Source organism: Croceitalea marina (assembly GCF_042684265.1).
In the GTDB taxonomy this organism is placed as follows: domain Bacteria; phylum Bacteroidota; class Bacteroidia; order Flavobacteriales; family Flavobacteriaceae; genus Croceitalea; species Croceitalea marina.
Genome location: NZ_JBHULB010000007.1, coordinates 501,719 through 517,155, shown reverse-complemented (window position 1 = coordinate 517,155; position 15,437 = coordinate 501,719). Strand labels below are relative to the sequence as shown.

Sequence of the window (15,437 nt, the reverse complement as noted above, 5' to 3'; positions counted from 1 at the left end):
TTAAAACAAAAAAGCGACCCCGTTATTGAGGTCGCTTTTGTTTATTTCAGCGTCTTACCATCTTTATCTTTAAAACGATATTCAAGATAGGTATAGGCATCTCTGGGCTGTACTTTAACCCATTTTTTGTGCTCTAAAAACCATTTTTGACGAATAGAAGGAGTCCCCTTGGTCAAATAAGCTGCAATAAAAGGATGTATGTTCAATACAATACTTTTCTTCTTATTCGGGCCTTTTAGAATTCGTTCTAAATCGAAATTGATTTTATCTATCAAAACTATAGGTGCTTCGACCTCTTGGCCACTGCCATTGGGGTTTTCTTCACTGGTTTTGATATTCATTTCTGGTCGTACACGTTGTCTTGTTATTTGAACAAGGCCAAATTTACTAGGAGGCAAAATCTTATGTTTTGCGCGATCATCTTTCATCTCGTCCCTTAAGTGGTCAAAGAGTTTTTTACGATGGTCGCCTCTTACCATATCAATAAAATCAACAACGATAATTCCGCCCATATCACGAAGCCTTAATTGTCTTGCAATTTCTGAGGCTGCAAGCATGTTTACTTCTAAAGCGGTGTCTTCTTGATTTTTGGCTTTGTTAGAACGGTTACCACTGTTTACATCTATCACATGTAAAGCTTCGGTATGTTCTATGACCAAGTAAGCACCCTTGCTCATTGTGGCGGTACGCCCAAATGATGTTTTTATTTGGCGCTCAATCCCATATTTTTCAAATATTGGGGCTGGAGCATTATAATGTTTAACAATGGACTCCTTCTGAGGAGCGATTTCGTGCACATAATCCTTTATGTTTTCATAAAGCGCTTCATCATCAACATGTATTCCGGTAAAGGAATCGTTGAATACATCTCTAAGTATTGAAGAGGCTCTATTGAGTTCTACCAATACTTTAGATGGATGCTCTGCTCTATGCAAGGTTTTGCACATTGCTGTCCATTTATCCAGCAAGTTTTGGAGATCTTTGTCAAGTTCTGCGACTTTTTTGCCTTCTGCAACAGTACGGATGATTACACCAAATCCTTTAGGTTTAATACTTGTAACAAGTCTTTTTAACCTACTTTTTTCTTCGTTGCTTTCAATTTTCTGAGAAACTGAAACCCTGTCCGAAAAAGGAACCATGACCAAATAACGTCCAGCAATTGATAATTCTGAACTAATTCTTGGCCCCTTGGTTGATATGGGTTCTTTTACGATCTGTACTAATAATGACTGATTGGCTTTTATAACTTCGTTAATACTGCCATTCTTGTCTATATCTTTTTCAAATGGAAAGTCTTTCAAGGAAAAATCTCTTAGTTTTCCTGTTCTTGCTTGTTTTATGAACTTTAACATAGAAGATAACTGCGGGCCAAGGTCATGATAATGCAGAAAAGCATCTTTTTCATAACCCACATTTACGAAGGCTGCGTTTAGGCCAGTAACCGGTTTTCTTATTTTGGCGAGAAATACATCGCCCACCGAAAAGCTATTATTATCTTCTTCTTTATGAAGTTCAACTAGTTTTCCATCTTTTAATAAGGCAAAATCGACTGCGTCAGAACTAGATCTTACGATTAATTCTCTATTCATGTATCGATTTTTATCCGCCTACGGCGAATGATTAAAAAATATTTATAACGGCTTTTGTAGCCGTAATTTTATGCTAATTTGTGAACCGTGATGTCAATGAACGTATGATTAAAAATGAAAAAGTAGTCTAACAGACTACTTTTTCTTGTGTCGGTTTGCTCTCCGGCGCTTCTTGCGCTTGTGGGTAGCTACCTTATGTCTTTTTCTCTTTTTTCCACTCGGCATATAGTGTTGCTTTAGACGTTAGTATTTTATTTAACTTGTACGTTACTTTTTACTCCTTCTACAAAAACCTTCGCAGGTTTAAATGCAGGAATATTGTGCGCAGGAATTTTAATCGTAGTATTCTTCGAAATATTTCTTCCTGTTTTTTCAGCTCTTGTTTTAATGATGAAGCTGCCAAAACCTCTTAAGTACACATTATCACCATTCTCCAAAGATGTCTTCACTTCTTCCATAAAAGATTCAACAGTCGCTTGTACATCTCCTTTTTCAATACCCAGTTTCTCTGAGATTTTAGATACAATATCCGCTTTCGTCATTTCGTATTTATATTTTCGTTTTTTTAGGCTTGCAAATATATAAATGTTTTATATAAAGCCCTAAATTTTAAGTATATAAACTGTTACTTTGCGCGGATAGTATTTTAAGCTATGGATTTTTCTGAAAAAATACTGGCGTGGTACGCCGAAAACAAGCGCGAATTACCTTGGCGTAATACACAAGACCCCTATAAAATATGGCTTTCTGAGATAATGCTACAACAAACACGTGTTGCGCAGGGTTTGCCCTACTACAACAAGTTCGTCTCAGAGTTCCCCAGCGTTTATGATTTGGCTCAAGCCAGTGAAGAAAAAGTACTAAAGTTGTGGCAAGGACTTGGCTACTATTCTAGAGCTAGAAATATGCATAGTACTGCTAGAACAATAGTGAAGGATTATAATGGAAATTTTCCCAAGACCTATAAGGGATTAATCAAATTAAAAGGGGTAGGGGACTATACGGCAAGTGCTATTGCTTCAATAAGTTATAATGAACCAGAACCTGTAGTAGATGGTAATGTTTATCGTGTATTGGCCAGGTATTTCGGTATTGACCTAGCTATTAATTCTTCTGAGGGGATAAAACACTTTAAAGATTTAGCCAGGGAAGTAATGAATGTCGATGAAGTACGGGACTATAACCAAGGTATTATGGAATTCGGGGCAATTCAATGCGCTCCTAAAAAACCATATTGTTTACATTGTCCGCTAAACGATAGTTGCATTGCCTTAAAAGCAAACCGAGTACACGAATTGCCCGTTAAATTGAAGAAAACAAAGATCAAGAACCGATATTTTAATTATTTAGTGGTTCTCGATAGCAATAATAACACTTTTTTAGAGCAAAGAAAAGGTAAGGGAATATGGCAAAACTTATATCAGTTTCCGTTAGTTGAAAGTGAAGCGATTTTGGCTAAAAAGAAATTAAAGGAACTCTCATTAGAACAATTAACTCTAGAAAACATATCTGATATCTATCTTTACAATGACAAGCCAATTGTGCACAAACTATCGCACCAACATTTATACACTAATTTTTGGATTGTACAGGTCGACGATGAAATAAAGGATGGTTTACCTTGGAAAGAAGTCATCAATTTCCCCGTTCCGGTTTTGATTGCCGACTTTATCAAAACCTTTAAAAAGGATTAAAATCCTGATTAATTTTATTCCTTTTGAATAATGTATTCTTACTGTTTTACCAAGGTATACGTAGTATCGTCCGGTATGCACATATCTTCTGGGCCTTTGTAATCTATGGTGTAATCATAAATACCTGTATTGGCAAAGTATAGTCTAATTTTTTCCACTCCATTTTGTGTAAAGTGCCCTATAATAAACTTACCTGACAATTGCGGATTTTCAGGTTCTGTTACTTGTACTCTAATATATCTAGGATTAGTACCACATTCTGGGCAGGGCGGTGCACCTTTAATGGGTGTGCCAATCCCTCCCCCCCCAAATGGGGTGGTTGGTCAATTTGTCCATGGGTAGGTTGGGCATTGGTAGGGATTTGGTGCAAACCACCCCATTTTTAACATAGGTATACCCCCCTATTAATACATCCATAACGCTGTTGCCCGCATCAGGAGCTCGTTCCACTTTTTTTAATTCTATGGTCAAGGAACTGTTCCCCTCCTGCCATTTCCAGGTCCCAACGATACGGTCAAAGTCATTATCCACATCTTTCAAATAATGTGGTAGCGGAGGACCCTGAATAGGGCTGTTATATATAGGGACAATATTCTGTGCTTTGCAACTTATGGTGAGACATATTGTAATCATTAATGTTATTGGTATCCAATTATTTTTCATGGTCTTGTTTTTTAATCTAAGGTTATAAGGTTCCAGTCGGTTTGGTCATGGTTGAGCTCTTATAAGATTTAGATATAAATTAGAGCTTAAAACCAAAAAGTACTGCTTTTCTAATGAGAGAAAAGCAGAACTAGAATTAAAACTAACTTTTGATTATTGCTTTGTTAGGGTAAGGGTACTAAACTCTGGAATACACATCTCTTCTGGTCCGGTATAATCGGCCGTAGGGATACTTATGGCGGTATTAAGGAAGAGTAGGCGTATTTTTTCTACGCCGTTCTGTATAAAATGTCCCATAATAAATTTTCCTTCCAACAAGGGGTTTTCAGGTTCCCTTACCTGTACTTTTACATACCTGGGATTAGTACCACATTCCGGGCATGGTGGCGCCCCTTTAATGGGTGTGCCAATCACGCCCCCCCATATGGAATGGTTGGTGAGTTTATCCATGGGCAGGTTGGGCATTGGCAGGGAGTTGGTACATTCCACTCCATTTTTTATATAGGTATACCCACCTATAAGAATATCACTTACATTACTTCCAATGTCAGGTGCACTTAATATTTTTTTTAATTCTATAGTCAAGGAACTATTGCCTTCTTGCCATTTCCAGGTCCCAACAATACGGTCAAAGTCGTTATCCACATCTTTATAATAATGAGGCAAAGGAGGTTCATTTTCTGGACCATTATATATTGGGACAATATTCTGTGCTTTACAACTTATTGTTATTAGGCATATTACTATTAGAAATCTATTTTTCATGGTCTTTTTTTTAATCTAAGGTTATAAGGTTCCAGTCCGTCTCGTCTTGGTTGAGTTCGTAGCGCTGTATGGCACTAAGGAAAACAAATCACCCAATCATAAAAGTTACAAAAAATTAAAAAAGCCTTACTGTTCTATGCTTGGAACAGTAAGGCCCAATAAATAAAAAGTACTGTCTTTTATTGCTTTACCAGGGTAAGGGTGCTGAATTCTGGAATGCACATCTCTTCTGGTCCAGTATAATCAGCCGTAGGCATACTTATGGCAGTATTAAGGAAGAGTAGGCCCATTTTTTCTACGCCGTTCTGTATAAAATGCCCCATAATAAATTTTCCTTCCAACAAGGGGTTTTCAGGTTCCCTTACCTGTACTTTTACATATCTGGGATTAGTACCACATTCCGGGCATGGTGGCGACCCTTTAATGGGTGTGCCAATCACCCCTCCCCAAATGGGATAGTTCGTGAGTTTATCCATGGGCAGGTTGGGCATTGGCAGGGAGTTGGTACATTCCACTCCATTTTTTATATAGGTATAACCGCCTATGAGAATATCTTTTACACTTTCTCCTCCAAAGGGGGCACGTTCCACTTTTTTAAACTCCACGGTAAGGGAATTGTTTCCTTCTTGCCATTTCCAAGTCCCAACAAGAGGGTCAAGATTGTTGTCCACATCTTTATAGTAATGTGGTAGAGGGGGTTCCTGTTCAGGTCCGTTATATATTGGCACAATATTCTGTGCTTTGCAACTTATGGTGAAACACATTGTGATAATTAATGTTATTGGTATCCAATTATTTTTCATGGTCTTTTTTTTAATCTAAGGTTATAAGGTTCCAATCCGTTTCGTCTTGGTTGAGTTCGTAGCGCTGTATGGCACTAAGGAAAACAAACCGCCCAATCATAAAAGTTACAAAAAATTAAAAAAGCCTTACTGTTCTATGCTTGGAACAGTAAGGCTCAATAAATAACAAGTACTGTCTTTTTATTGTTTTGTTAGGGTAAGTATAACGCCTTCTGGAATGCACATATCTTCTGGGCCTGTGTAATCTATGGTGTAATCATAAATACCTGTATTGGCAAAATATAGTCTAATTTTTTCCACCCCATTTTGTGTAAAGTGCCCTATAATAAACTTGCCTGACAATTGCGGGTTTTCAGCTTCTGTTACTTGCACTCTAATATATCTAGGATTAGTACCACATTCCGGGCAGGGCGGTGCCCCTTTAATGGGTGTACCAATCCCCCCCCCCCAAATGGGGTGGTTCGTGAGTCTATCCATAGGCAGGTTGGGCATTGGTAGGGAGTTGGTGCAAACTACCCCATTTTTAACATAGGTATACCCCCCTATTAAAATATCTGTAACGCTATTACCCGCAAAGGGCGCACGTACCACTTTTTTAAACTCCACGGTAAGGGAACTGTTCCCTTCCTGCCATTTCCAGGTCCCAACAATACGGTCAAAGTCATTATCCACATCCTTATAATAGCGTGGAGAGGGAGGGGCCTGAATAGGGCTGTTATATATAGGGACAATATTCTGTGCTTTGCAACTTATGGGGAGCAGTATTGTTAAAACTAATATTGGTATCCAATTATTTTTCATGGTCTTGTTTTTTAATCTAAGGTTATAAGGTTCCAATCCGTTTCGTCTTGGTTGAGTTCATAGAGCTGTATTGCATCCACTGTAATATTTTTGTCCTCTTGTACATCTTTTAAAGCATTTAACAGGGCATCGGTATATTTGCTTTTTGTTTCTGGAATAGTAGTATTGTCGTATTTATCTTCAAGACTTTTATTCAATGCATTAAATCCTTTTTCATCTACAAGCTTACTTAAAGCAATAAGGTCGTTAATCTTTAATGCAAAAATACCGTGTTGGCTTAACATAACAGTAAAAACATGGTTTTTCCCTACAGTTCTTCTTCTATTAATATTTCTAGAATAGTAAAGTAATAGCATGCGAATATCGTGGGCTGAAAACATAGGGTGCCCTTTAGATTGGGTGTGATGATGGATACCTCCTATAATGTTACCGCCCGTAGCTAATTTAACATTGTTCTCTGTTCCGGTTTTAAAATTTGTTGATACCTGCAGGGCATCAGGTGCTTTGGATACCTCATAACCATGTTCTATATTACTATTTAGATGACTCTTAATATTATTTAAAGCAATCTTAAATTTTGTATCGGTCAACAATTTTCTGAGCTCTTTAAGGGGCGTGCTTTCATCTAACATCCCCACATCGCCACTATCTTGTGGGCAGTCGCTACCTTTTGCCCCAACGGTCACGTTTCTTTTGAGCTCCTCTACATCTACATCGCCATTGGTACAAGTGGTAACAAGCTGCAAAGAGCCTTTAAAGGAGCCTGTGCAACTAGGTTCTTCGCCCAGATGGCCACCACCGCCGTTGCATTCATTCGCTACTATGCGAGAGGTACAGCTTACAGGAACACCTTGGCTAGAGTTGGATGATCCATTGCTGCCAGTTCCTGTTCCAGTGCCACTGGTACCCCCACCACCAGAACTGGTTCCCCCATTTGAGTTATTGCCATCATTTGGGTTGGGTGTATTACCATCACCATTACTCTCTACAGGTACAGGGCAAGGACCGCTTAAACCACCTTTTTCAGTAGTGTCCGTTCCAAGTAATACGGTAATGTCTAAATTTTCGTTTATTTCATAATTATTATAGCTGCCTTCAAACTCGTTTAAGTTTTTTGTACCCTTTGAGTACGCTTCGTAAAAACCAGGGCTCATAGTAATTTTTTTTAAGTAGGGCGGGGCAAAGCTACCATCCGTTTCTTTACGTAAAATAAGGTTGTAAAAGGTGGTGGGGTCGTCATCTTTTATTGTTACCCTAAAGGTATAGTTTACAACACCCTCGTCACTTATGCTTTGCATAATTCTATCGTTATGGATAGTGCCAAAAGAAGTTTCATAGCTGTATGTACTTTCATCTTTTTTACTATCTATGCTAACATATTTATTTAGTGTGTTATTTAGGGCACTAGCGACTTGAGGAACATCTGCAATATTGGAGAAGTAAGAAACATTGGGATATTCTTTTAGGATTGTAGTGGCATCTTCTGTAAAGTTTATATCTTTTTCACAATTGGTAAGGAATAGAATTAAAAGACAACAGAACAATACTTTGTATAAGTACTTTCTTTTATGGTTCATATATTCGAATGGGTTAAAGTTTCTTGATGTAAACTTCAAAAAAAAAAACGCCAAAGCATCTGTGTGAAAACCATAGAAATTATGGAGATTTAAGAATTTTTAACAAAAGTTAACAATTTTAAAATAAGAATATTCTTTACAAAGTAAGAATTTTTAGTCATCTATAAAGTGTTTTTTAAAATCTGTAGAGTGTAAAATTTAGTACTTTTGAAATAATATAAAGTTATGAGCGGAACATTAAATAAAGTAATGCTGATCGGGCATCTTGGTGACGAAGTAAAAATGCATTATTTTGAAGGTGGTGGCTGTATTGGGCGTTTTCCTATTGCTACCAATGAAACTTATACCAATAAGCAAACTGGTGAAAAAGTAACCAATACAGACTGGCATAATGTTGTCGTGCGGAATAAGGCAGCTGAAATATGTGAGAAATACTTGAGCAAAGGTGATAAAGTATATGTAGAAGGCCGTTTAAAAAACAGGCAGTGGCAAGGTGAAGATGGCAATACCCGATATACCACTGAAGTGCATGTTCAAGATTTTACATTTTTGACTACGAAAAATGAAGGCGGAGCTAGCGCGCAACAACCATCACCGAATGCTAATGTTCAACCTTCAACTTCTAATACCCCTGCAAGCCCTGCAGCGCCGGTTCAGAATGTTGAAGAAGACGATGATTTGCCATTCTAGTTAATTAAATTGTAACCATTTGGACCCAGAGCCCTATTGTTTACTAGTACTATTTCTTTCTTTTAATGGAGTTTTTACAGCCAAAGTAGTTGTACTGGCGCTACTTTTAATCTGTTCCGCCTTAATTTCTGGGGCAGAGGTTGCTTTGTTCGGGCTATCGCAAACAGATTTAAATGCGATTGAGGTAGAAAGCACTTCTAGAGGAAAATTGATTATTAAGCTCTTAGACCGACCTAAAAAGTTATTGGCTACCATTTTAATAGCGAACAATGCCATTAACATTGGTATTGTGTTGTTGTTCAGTTCTATTGGCAATACGCTATTTTCAGAAATAGATCAAACCTTGTTCGATGTAATTTCGGTGCGTTTTATTCTAGAAGTAATAGTAGCGACATTTTTGATTTTAATGTTCGGGGAGATTCTGCCAAAGATTTACGCCAATAGAAACAGAATTCAGTTTTCTAGTTTTATGGCCATACCACTTAAGGTTTTTGACTTTGTACTCACACCCTTGAGTATGCCTATGCGTTCCGCTACTTTATTCCTTCAAGAAAAATTAGGGAAACAAAAATCTAATCTTAGCGTAGACCATCTTTCTCAAGCTTTAGAACTTACTTCTGAGGGGGATACTACAAAAGAAGAGCAAAAAATATTGGAGGGCATTGTTTCTTTTGGCAATACAGATACCAAACAAGTAATGCGACCACGCATAGATATTTTTGCCCTAAATGAAGAGATGAAATTTCCTGAGGTTATACAGGAAATAAAGAAAAATGGATATTCAAGAATACCGGTATTTTCTGAAAATATGGATAATGTTCTGGGCGTATTATATGTGAAGGATCTACTCCCCTATATTGATAGAAAGACTTTTAATTGGATGTCATTGATTCGAGAATCCTATTTTGTGCCCGAGAATAAAAAATTGGACGATCTTTTACTTGAATTTCAAGAACAGAAAAAGCATTTGGCAGTTGTAGTAGACGAATATGGAGGAACCTCTGGCATTGTTACCTTAGAGGACATTATTGAAGAAATAGTTGGTGATATTAGTGATGAGTTCGACGACGAAGATTTGGTATTTTCAAAATTAGATGACCATACCTATGTTTTTGAAGGAAAAACTACCTTGAAAGATTTTTATCGCGTTGTTAAGATTGAAAATGAAGAAGAATTTGAACTCAAGAAGGGAGAATCGGAGACTATTGCAGGTTTTGTACTCGAAATTTCTGGGAGTTTCCCGAAAAGAGGGGAGAAAGTCCTCTTTAATAATTATCAGTTCGTGGTAGAAAGTATGGACAAAAAAAGATTGAAGCAAATTAAAATAACCTTACCTCATGAAAAATAGAATATTTGCCTTTTTAATAGTGGTTATTTTATTTGGGAGCTGTAAAGATGAGGTGTTACCCAAACCCAAGGCTATGCTCCGATTGGATTTTCCTAAGGCGGAGTATATAGATTTTATCAGCGATTGTAATTATAAATTAGAGCTAAATGCGATAACCAATGTAAAACAGAAATCAGACTGTTCAATGATAATTGATTACCCGAATATAAAAGGCTCGGTTTATATTACCTATAAAGAAGTCGGCGATAATTTGAATACCCTTCTAAGAGACACTCAAAAACTATCTTACGAGCATGCGGTCAAGGCCGACAACATAGTTGAACAACCTTTTGTAAACCCTGAAAAAAAGGTATACGGCATGTTCTATGAAGTTACGGGTAATGCTGCTTCTCAGGCACAGTTTTATGTAACCGATAGTATTAATCATTTTGTGACAGGGTCACTCTATTTTTATGCCAAGCCGAATTACGATTCTATTTATCCGGCGGCCGATTACTTGCAAAAAGATATCCGAAGAATTATGGAAAGTATGGAGTGGAAAGACTAAATCAATCTTTATTTAGTAAGACTTCTGCCCTTTCAATACTAGAATTTATCTGTTCTTTAAGGGCTTTAACTTTCTCTTCTTCTTCATTAAGCCATTCTTGTTTTTCTGGTGAAAGCGCTTTGCCCTCTAAAATTTCATCAGAATCAAAACGGTTGCCAAAGCCCATCATCCAATCCATCATTGATTTGTTGGCTTCCTGTAGATCTTTCATGGCGACTTCATATTGTTTTCCAGTGGCTGTAGTATCAACTTTGGCCTTTAGCTCTGCAACTAGTTTTGCCAATGTTCCCATTTTTGGCATGACTTCGTCATGAATCATCATTACCTCTTGTATCTGGGTAGTTTCTTTTTCTACTTTTTTTTCTTGCTTGCAAGATGCGGTTATTAACAAGAGAAGTAATACAACTATTTTGATTTTCATGTATAATAATTTTATACTAACAAAATTAATGAACATAGTGCGAACACTCTCGAATAAAAGCGGACTTTTGTGGCTTACTTAAAAAAGGATAAAAAGTGCGGAGCAATAAATGGTTCTATCTTATAGTTTTATCGGTGATATGGGGTACTTCCTATATTTTGATCAAGAAGGGATTAGATGGGTTCACAGCGATTCAGCTTGGTGCGGTACGTATTGTAATTGCCGGTTTGTTCCTTTTTTTAATAGGTTTTAAATCCTTAAAAACTATTTCTAAAGAAGAATGGAAATGGGTTGCCGTTTCCGGATTTATTGGAAGCTTTTTTCCGATGTTTTTATTTGCTTTTGCAGAAACGGAAATCGATAGTAGTATTGCATCGGTTTTAAATTCTTTAGTGCCTTTGTTCACCTTGTTTTTAGGATTGCTTGTTTTCGGTGTTTCCTTTACTAAAAATCAGTTTTTAGGGGTTTTGGTCGGGCTTATTGGGGCAGGATTTTTAATACTCTTCGGTCAAAACGTTAATCCAAATCAAAACTATTGGTATGCAGGCTTTGTGATTATAGCTGCGATAGGGTATGCGGGTAACGCCAATATTATTAAAAGCAAACTGCAGAACGTTTCCCCGATGGCCATTGCAGTTGGTAATTTTGCAACGATCATTGTACCTGCACTTGTAATACTTCCGCTGTCAGGATTCTTTAGTAATGAGGTCACTTCTGGTAAGTTCTTTTGGAGTTCTTTGGGCTATGTAATCGTTCTTTGTGCTATAGGCACATGCGCGGCTAAGATTATGTTCAATAAATTGATACAACTATCTTCGGCGGTATTCTCGGTTTCTGTGACCTATTTGATACCTATTGTAGGTATTTTTTGGGGGTTGTTGGATGGAGAGAATTTTAGTTTGAAGCAATTTTTTGCTACACTCTTGATTTTATTGGGGGTATACCTCGTAAACAAAAAAAAGACGCCTAAAAAGGCGTCTTAATTTTATAAAGTATGGGTATAAAAGCTTACTCGAAATCGGCAGCATCTACGCCATCGTTAACTTTGATTTCCTTTACGATAAAATCAAATTTTTGTGGTCCCATCGTTTGGGTTAACGTGAAAGGGAACATAATTCCTGACACTTCTTTGTAATCTCCATAAGTAAGTGTTTGTTGCATTTGTTGTCCGCCAGCTTCTATATTGTTTACCTCTTGTAACTTCAATCCGGTTTCAAGATCATAGAAAACAGTTTTTTCATCGGTTACTTTAAGCTTGTAAGCTTTTTTATCACCAACTGCTTCAATACCATCAATGGTGATGCCGCCTGCAAGAAGATAGTTTAATTCTGGAAAAGCAGCTGACTCCTCTTTTAACTTCTTCAACTCCTCATCAGACAAGTCCTTGCGTTGACCCTGAGCCATCATATAACCTTTGTCACCGTCGATAACTTGCTTCTGCATAGAATTGCCCATAACTCTTACATCTTGTAAAAATTGGTCTTTAGAAGTCTTTTTCATTTCAAGCTCTAATTTCATGCCTTGCATTTCTGCTTCGGCGAGCATCGCATAAGACTCAACACCATCTAATTTAGCTTTTCCGCCTATAGCATCAATGTACTTTTCAAGTACACTAGCTGCAGTAACCCCCTCTGGAATTGCCGCGTTGTAATCAGGCTTTTCGGTTTTTTCCGCTTTTTTATCGTAGAAAAGTACTGGAACTTTTTTTCCGTTGAATTCGATTTTTTCAAGATTTTCAGCAACATCACTTCCCTTACCGGTAACTACGATACGGGCATTGTCAATTGAAAAATATTTTTCAGCAGCAGCCTTAACTTCTTCAACAGTAATAGCATTTATGCGCTCTAAATAGGTTTTGTAAAAATCTTTTGACAAACCTTCTTTTTCAATATTAAGGGCATAGTTTGCGATGGTCTGTGGTCTTTCCAATGCTCTTACAAACCTACCGGAATACTTGGCTTTCGTATTTTTAAGCTCTTCTGCACTAACGGGTTCTTTGATGATTCTATCTATTTCACTCAGAATTTGTACGACTGAACTATCTGTCACCTGATTTCTCACCTGTGCATACGCGTTGAAACGAACGGGCTGATATTTGTCATTTCCAATCGAAGAATAAGAACCATAAGTATAGCCTTTATCTTCACGAAGATTTAAAAATAAACGGCCTTCACCACCACCACCTAAAATCTGGTTGGCAACAAGGGCTGGAAGATAATCCTCGTCCTTCATTTTTAGTTCAACTATATTTTGAACCGCAACTTCCGATTGAACCGCGTTGGGCATATCAACAAAGTTGATTTGTGTATACTGGGCATCTTTAGGCTTAGTATAACTTAATGATGGGGGAGTAGCCTTTGTCCACGGTGTAAAAGCTTCGGTAATCAACTTTTTTGAGCTTTCAAAATCTACATCACCAATAACCACCAAATAAGCATTTTCTGGCACAAAGTAATCTCTGTAAAATCCTTCGACATCTAGTAGAGTAACGTTATTGACCGTTTCTTCTGAGGTTATTTCACCATATGGGTGATTTTTACCATAGGCCAATGCGCGTTGTACCTGCGATGCGATTGACGAAACATCGTTCTCTTGTGATTTTATACCCGTTATAAGTTTTGCTTTTTCCTTTTCAAACTCTTCTTGGGTAAAATTCGGATTAATAGCTGCATCTGCCATTAACTCCAATATTCTTGGGAAGTATTTCGAAAGTGAGCTTGCAAAAGCACTTTGCGAACCAAAATTGATTCTAGCACCTAAAAAATCAACTTCTTCGTTGAATTCATCTTTCGGAATTGAAGTAGAACCATTACCCAAAAGACTAGCGGTAAGGTCAGAAACCCCCGCTTTGTCACCCTCTAAAACTGGAGGGTTGTCAATGGTCAATTGAATGGAGACTCTAGGTAGTTTATGATTTTCGACTACCATTACCTTTAGCCCATTTTTAAGCTGAAAAGAGTTAGGTTCATCCAAATTTATTTTTGGGGCAGGACCAGGTTCTGGCTGCTTAGTTCTGTCTATTTGTGCGGTAACGTTAAAGGCAATAACTGCCATTACCAATGTTATGAATAGTTTTTTCATTGCGATTTTTTCTTAAAATTCTGTTTTTTCTCCTGGCAGATAGTTAATAATAACACTCTGATTTGGTTTCAAATACTTAGTTGCTACCTCTTTTATCTCTTCTCGTGTAATCGAACGATAAATTTCTATCTCTTTATTGATAAGACTTGTGTCGCCATAAAGCATATGATAGGTTGCCAAAGAACCAGCAATACCTTCTACGCTTGAGTTTGAGTTTACAAAGTTATTTTCAAACTTGTTTTGCAGTTTTTGGTAGTCTTTTTCAGAAATTAGATTATCTCTAACCAGTGCGACCTCTTCTTCCATTTCTTCTTGAAGAACTTCTAAGCTTGTTTCACCAACAGGTAAGGCAAAAACAAGGTACATGCCATAATCTTGTTGGGCTATATTAAATGCCCCTACCTGCAAGGCTTGTTTTTGATCGTCTACAATCTTTTTGTATAATTTAGAACTCTTACCATCACTGAGATAGGTCGATATCATCTCTAATACATAAGCATCACGCTCAGCGAAACCGGGTGTTCTGTAAGCCATGCCAATTGCCGGTATTTGAATGTTGGCATCATAGGCAGTAGTTATCTTTTGTTCTGTAATCGGTTGTTCTTTAGGATAATTACGAACAACATCTTCGCCTCTTGGGATATCTCCGAAATAATCTGAAACCAATTTTTTTGTTTCAGCAATATCAATATCACCCGCAACTACTAAAACTGCGTTGTTTGGTACATAATACTTCTTATTGTACGCTTTTACATCTTCAAGAGTAGCAGCATCTAAGTCCTTCATGTACCCAATGTTAGGGTCTTTGTATGGATGTACTTCGAACAAATTTTTACCCAAAACAGGTAATAATTGGCCATAAGGTGAATTATCATATCGCAGTCTTTTTTCTTCTTTCACAACTTCCTGCTGTGTATCTACACCTTTTTGGTCTATTACTGGGTGAAGCATACGTTCAGACTCTAGCCATAAACCTAACTTTAAGTTGTTAGAAGGAAAAACTTCATAATAATAGGTTCTGTCTTGCGAAGTGTTCGCATTATTTGTTCCTCCATTCGAAGAAACTATTTCAAACCACTTGCCTCGTTCAATATTTTTAGTACCCTCAAAAAGTAAGTGTTCAAAGAAGTGGGCAAAACCCGTTCTACCTTCGGTTCTGTCTTTACCACCAACGTGGTACATTACCGAGGTAGTTACAACCGGGGCTCCGTTGTCTTGATGCAATATTACATGCAAACCATTGTCTAGATCATACTCTTCATAGGCAACTTCCTGAGCAGAAAGTAGCCCTATCGAAGCAAGCATAAAAAAGGATAAAAAGGATAATTTCTTCATTTTCTAGTGTTTAGAATTTAATGTTACCGTGAATTAGTCTATTGATATTCAAAAGTGTTACACGAATATAAATTTTTTAAAAGTTAGGATCGAAAAGGACAATCGTTTTAACAAGAATTTTTG

15 protein-coding genes are annotated in these 15,437 nt (G+C 37.3%); 5 read left to right on the top strand and 10 right to left on the bottom strand.

All coding sequences use genetic code 11. The features are described from left to right. Nucleotides 1–41: 41 nt before the first annotated feature. Together ACFSQJ_RS06375 and ACFSQJ_RS06370 are read right to left on the bottom strand one after the other, a co-directional pair. Nucleotides 42–1,589: an Rne/Rng family ribonuclease gene (locus ACFSQJ_RS06375; RefSeq protein ID WP_377766121.1), complete on the bottom strand. Its 1,548-nt coding sequence runs from the start codon at nucleotides 1,587–1,589 to the stop codon at nucleotides 42–44. A 251-nt stretch (nucleotides 1,590–1,840) separates the two neighbouring features. Beyond that, nucleotides 1,841–2,131 (bottom strand): HU family DNA-binding protein, encoded by a 291-nt coding sequence (locus ACFSQJ_RS06370; RefSeq protein WP_010516435.1) that lies wholly within the window; start codon nucleotides 2,129–2,131, stop codon nucleotides 1,841–1,843. A 111-nt stretch (nucleotides 2,132–2,242) separates the two neighbouring features. On the opposite strand from ACFSQJ_RS06370, the gene mutY reads away from it, so the two are divergent. Beyond that, nucleotides 2,243–3,283: an A/G-specific adenine glycosylase gene (gene mutY, locus ACFSQJ_RS06365; protein ID WP_377766120.1), complete on the top strand. Its 1,041-nt coding sequence runs from the start codon at nucleotides 2,243–2,245 to the stop codon at nucleotides 3,281–3,283. 279 nt (nucleotides 3,284–3,562) lie between these two features. Here the strand turns inward: mutY and ACFSQJ_RS06360 are convergent, their stop codons facing one another. The 5 genes from ACFSQJ_RS06360 to ACFSQJ_RS06340 form a co-directional block, all read right to left on the bottom strand. Beyond that, on the bottom strand, nucleotides 3,563–3,946 hold the full coding sequence (locus tag ACFSQJ_RS06360) for a DUF6705 family protein (RefSeq protein ID WP_377766119.1): 384 nt from the start codon (nucleotides 3,944–3,946) through the stop codon (nucleotides 3,563–3,565). Between the two features lie 153 nt (nucleotides 3,947–4,099). Beyond that, nucleotides 4,100–4,711 carry a DUF6705 family protein gene (locus ACFSQJ_RS06355; RefSeq protein ID WP_377766118.1) on the bottom strand — a complete coding sequence of 204 codons (612 nt, stop codon included), beginning with the start codon at nucleotides 4,709–4,711 and terminating at the stop codon, nucleotides 4,100–4,102. Between the two features lie 179 nt (nucleotides 4,712–4,890). Next, the gene (locus ACFSQJ_RS06350; protein WP_377766117.1) at nucleotides 4,891–5,514 is read right to left on the bottom strand and encodes a DUF6705 family protein; all 624 of its coding nucleotides are present in this window, start codon (nucleotides 5,512–5,514) and stop codon (nucleotides 4,891–4,893) included. A gap of 180 nt (nucleotides 5,515–5,694) precedes the next feature. Then, the gene (locus tag ACFSQJ_RS06345; RefSeq protein WP_377766116.1) at nucleotides 5,695–6,315 is read right to left on the bottom strand and encodes a DUF6705 family protein; all 621 of its coding nucleotides are present in this window, start codon (nucleotides 6,313–6,315) and stop codon (nucleotides 5,695–5,697) included. Nucleotides 6,316–6,326: 11 nt separating this feature from the next. Beyond that, the gene (locus ACFSQJ_RS06340; protein ID WP_377766115.1) at nucleotides 6,327–7,892 is read right to left on the bottom strand and encodes a hypothetical protein; all 1,566 of its coding nucleotides are present in this window, start codon (nucleotides 7,890–7,892) and stop codon (nucleotides 6,327–6,329) included. A 225-nt stretch (nucleotides 7,893–8,117) separates the two neighbouring features. Between ACFSQJ_RS06340 and ACFSQJ_RS06335 the strand changes: the two genes are divergently transcribed. The 3 genes from ACFSQJ_RS06335 to gldD are packed head-to-tail and all read left to right on the top strand — an operon-like array spanning nucleotide 8,118 to nucleotide 10,477. Continuing rightward, nucleotides 8,118–8,582 carry a single-stranded DNA-binding protein gene (locus tag ACFSQJ_RS06335; RefSeq protein ID WP_377766114.1) on the top strand — a complete coding sequence of 155 codons (465 nt, stop codon included), beginning with the start codon at nucleotides 8,118–8,120 and terminating at the stop codon, nucleotides 8,580–8,582. 19 nt (nucleotides 8,583–8,601) lie between these two features. Further along, nucleotides 8,602–9,930 (top strand): gliding motility-associated protein GldE, encoded by a 1,329-nt coding sequence (locus ACFSQJ_RS06330; RefSeq protein ID WP_377766113.1) that lies wholly within the window; start codon nucleotides 8,602–8,604, stop codon nucleotides 9,928–9,930. Then, a complete protein-coding gene (gene gldD / locus ACFSQJ_RS06325) occupies nucleotides 9,920–10,477 on the top strand; it encodes a gliding motility lipoprotein GldD (protein ID WP_377766112.1) in 558 nt (185 codons plus the stop codon). The genes ACFSQJ_RS06330 and gldD overlap by 11 nt, the downstream gene beginning before the upstream one ends. A 1-nt stretch (nucleotide 10,478) precedes the next feature. On the opposite strand, the gene ACFSQJ_RS06320 is transcribed toward gldD, so the two are convergent. Continuing rightward, a complete protein-coding gene (locus ACFSQJ_RS06320) occupies nucleotides 10,479–10,898 on the bottom strand; it encodes a hypothetical protein (protein ID WP_377766111.1) in 420 nt (139 codons plus the stop codon). A 95-nt stretch (nucleotides 10,899–10,993) separates the two neighbouring features. Here ACFSQJ_RS06320 and ACFSQJ_RS06315 point away from each other — a divergent pair, with 95 nt between their 5' ends. Beyond that, nucleotides 10,994–11,881, top strand: coding sequence for a DMT family transporter (locus tag ACFSQJ_RS06315; protein WP_377766110.1), 888 nt, complete (start codon nucleotides 10,994–10,996; stop codon nucleotides 11,879–11,881). Nucleotides 11,882–11,906: 25 nt separating this feature from the next. Here ACFSQJ_RS06315 and ACFSQJ_RS06310 read toward each other — a convergent pair whose 3' ends face one another. Together ACFSQJ_RS06310 and ACFSQJ_RS06305 are read right to left on the bottom strand one after the other, a co-directional pair. Then, nucleotides 11,907–13,979 carry a M16 family metallopeptidase gene (locus tag ACFSQJ_RS06310; RefSeq protein WP_377766109.1) on the bottom strand — a complete coding sequence of 691 codons (2,073 nt, stop codon included), beginning with the start codon at nucleotides 13,977–13,979 and terminating at the stop codon, nucleotides 11,907–11,909. Between the two features lie 12 nt (nucleotides 13,980–13,991). Next, entirely contained in the window at nucleotides 13,992–15,314 is a 1,323-nt protein-coding gene (locus tag ACFSQJ_RS06305; RefSeq protein ID WP_377766108.1) for a M16 family metallopeptidase, read from the bottom strand. Nucleotides 15,315–15,437: the final 123 nt, after the last annotated feature.

Bases quoted from the DNA above. Each gene is read 5' to 3' on its own strand.
- ACFSQJ_RS06375 (WP_377766121.1), bottom strand. From the start codon at position 1,589: ATGAATAGAGAATTAATCGTAAGATCTAGTTCTGACGCAGTCGATTTT.
- ACFSQJ_RS06370 (WP_010516435.1), bottom strand. From the start codon at position 2,131: ATGACGAAAGCGGATATTGTATCTAAAATCTCAGAGAAACTGGGTATT.
- mutY (WP_377766120.1), top strand. From the start codon at position 2,243: ATGGATTTTTCTGAAAAAATACTGGCGTGGTACGCCGAAAACAAGCGC.
- ACFSQJ_RS06360 (WP_377766119.1), bottom strand. From the start codon at position 3,946: ATGAAAAATAATTGGATACCAATAACATTAATGATTACAATATGTCTC.
- ACFSQJ_RS06355 (WP_377766118.1), bottom strand. From the start codon at position 4,711: ATGAAAAATAGATTTCTAATAGTAATATGCCTAATAACAATAAGTTGT.
- ACFSQJ_RS06350 (WP_377766117.1), bottom strand. From the start codon at position 5,514: ATGAAAAATAATTGGATACCAATAACATTAATTATCACAATGTGTTTC.
- ACFSQJ_RS06345 (WP_377766116.1), bottom strand. From the start codon at position 6,315: ATGAAAAATAATTGGATACCAATATTAGTTTTAACAATACTGCTCCCC.
- ACFSQJ_RS06340 (WP_377766115.1), bottom strand. From the start codon at position 7,892: ATGAACCATAAAAGAAAGTACTTATACAAAGTATTGTTCTGTTGTCTT.
- ACFSQJ_RS06335 (WP_377766114.1), top strand. From the start codon at position 8,118: ATGAGCGGAACATTAAATAAAGTAATGCTGATCGGGCATCTTGGTGAC.
- gldD (WP_377766112.1), top strand. From the start codon at position 9,920: ATGAAAAATAGAATATTTGCCTTTTTAATAGTGGTTATTTTATTTGGG.
- ACFSQJ_RS06320 (WP_377766111.1), bottom strand. From the start codon at position 10,898: ATGAAAATCAAAATAGTTGTATTACTTCTCTTGTTAATAACCGCATCT.
- ACFSQJ_RS06310 (WP_377766109.1), bottom strand. From the start codon at position 13,979: ATGAAAAAACTATTCATAACATTGGTAATGGCAGTTATTGCCTTTAAC.
- ACFSQJ_RS06305 (WP_377766108.1), bottom strand. From the start codon at position 15,314: ATGAAGAAATTATCCTTTTTATCCTTTTTTATGCTTGCTTCGATAGGG.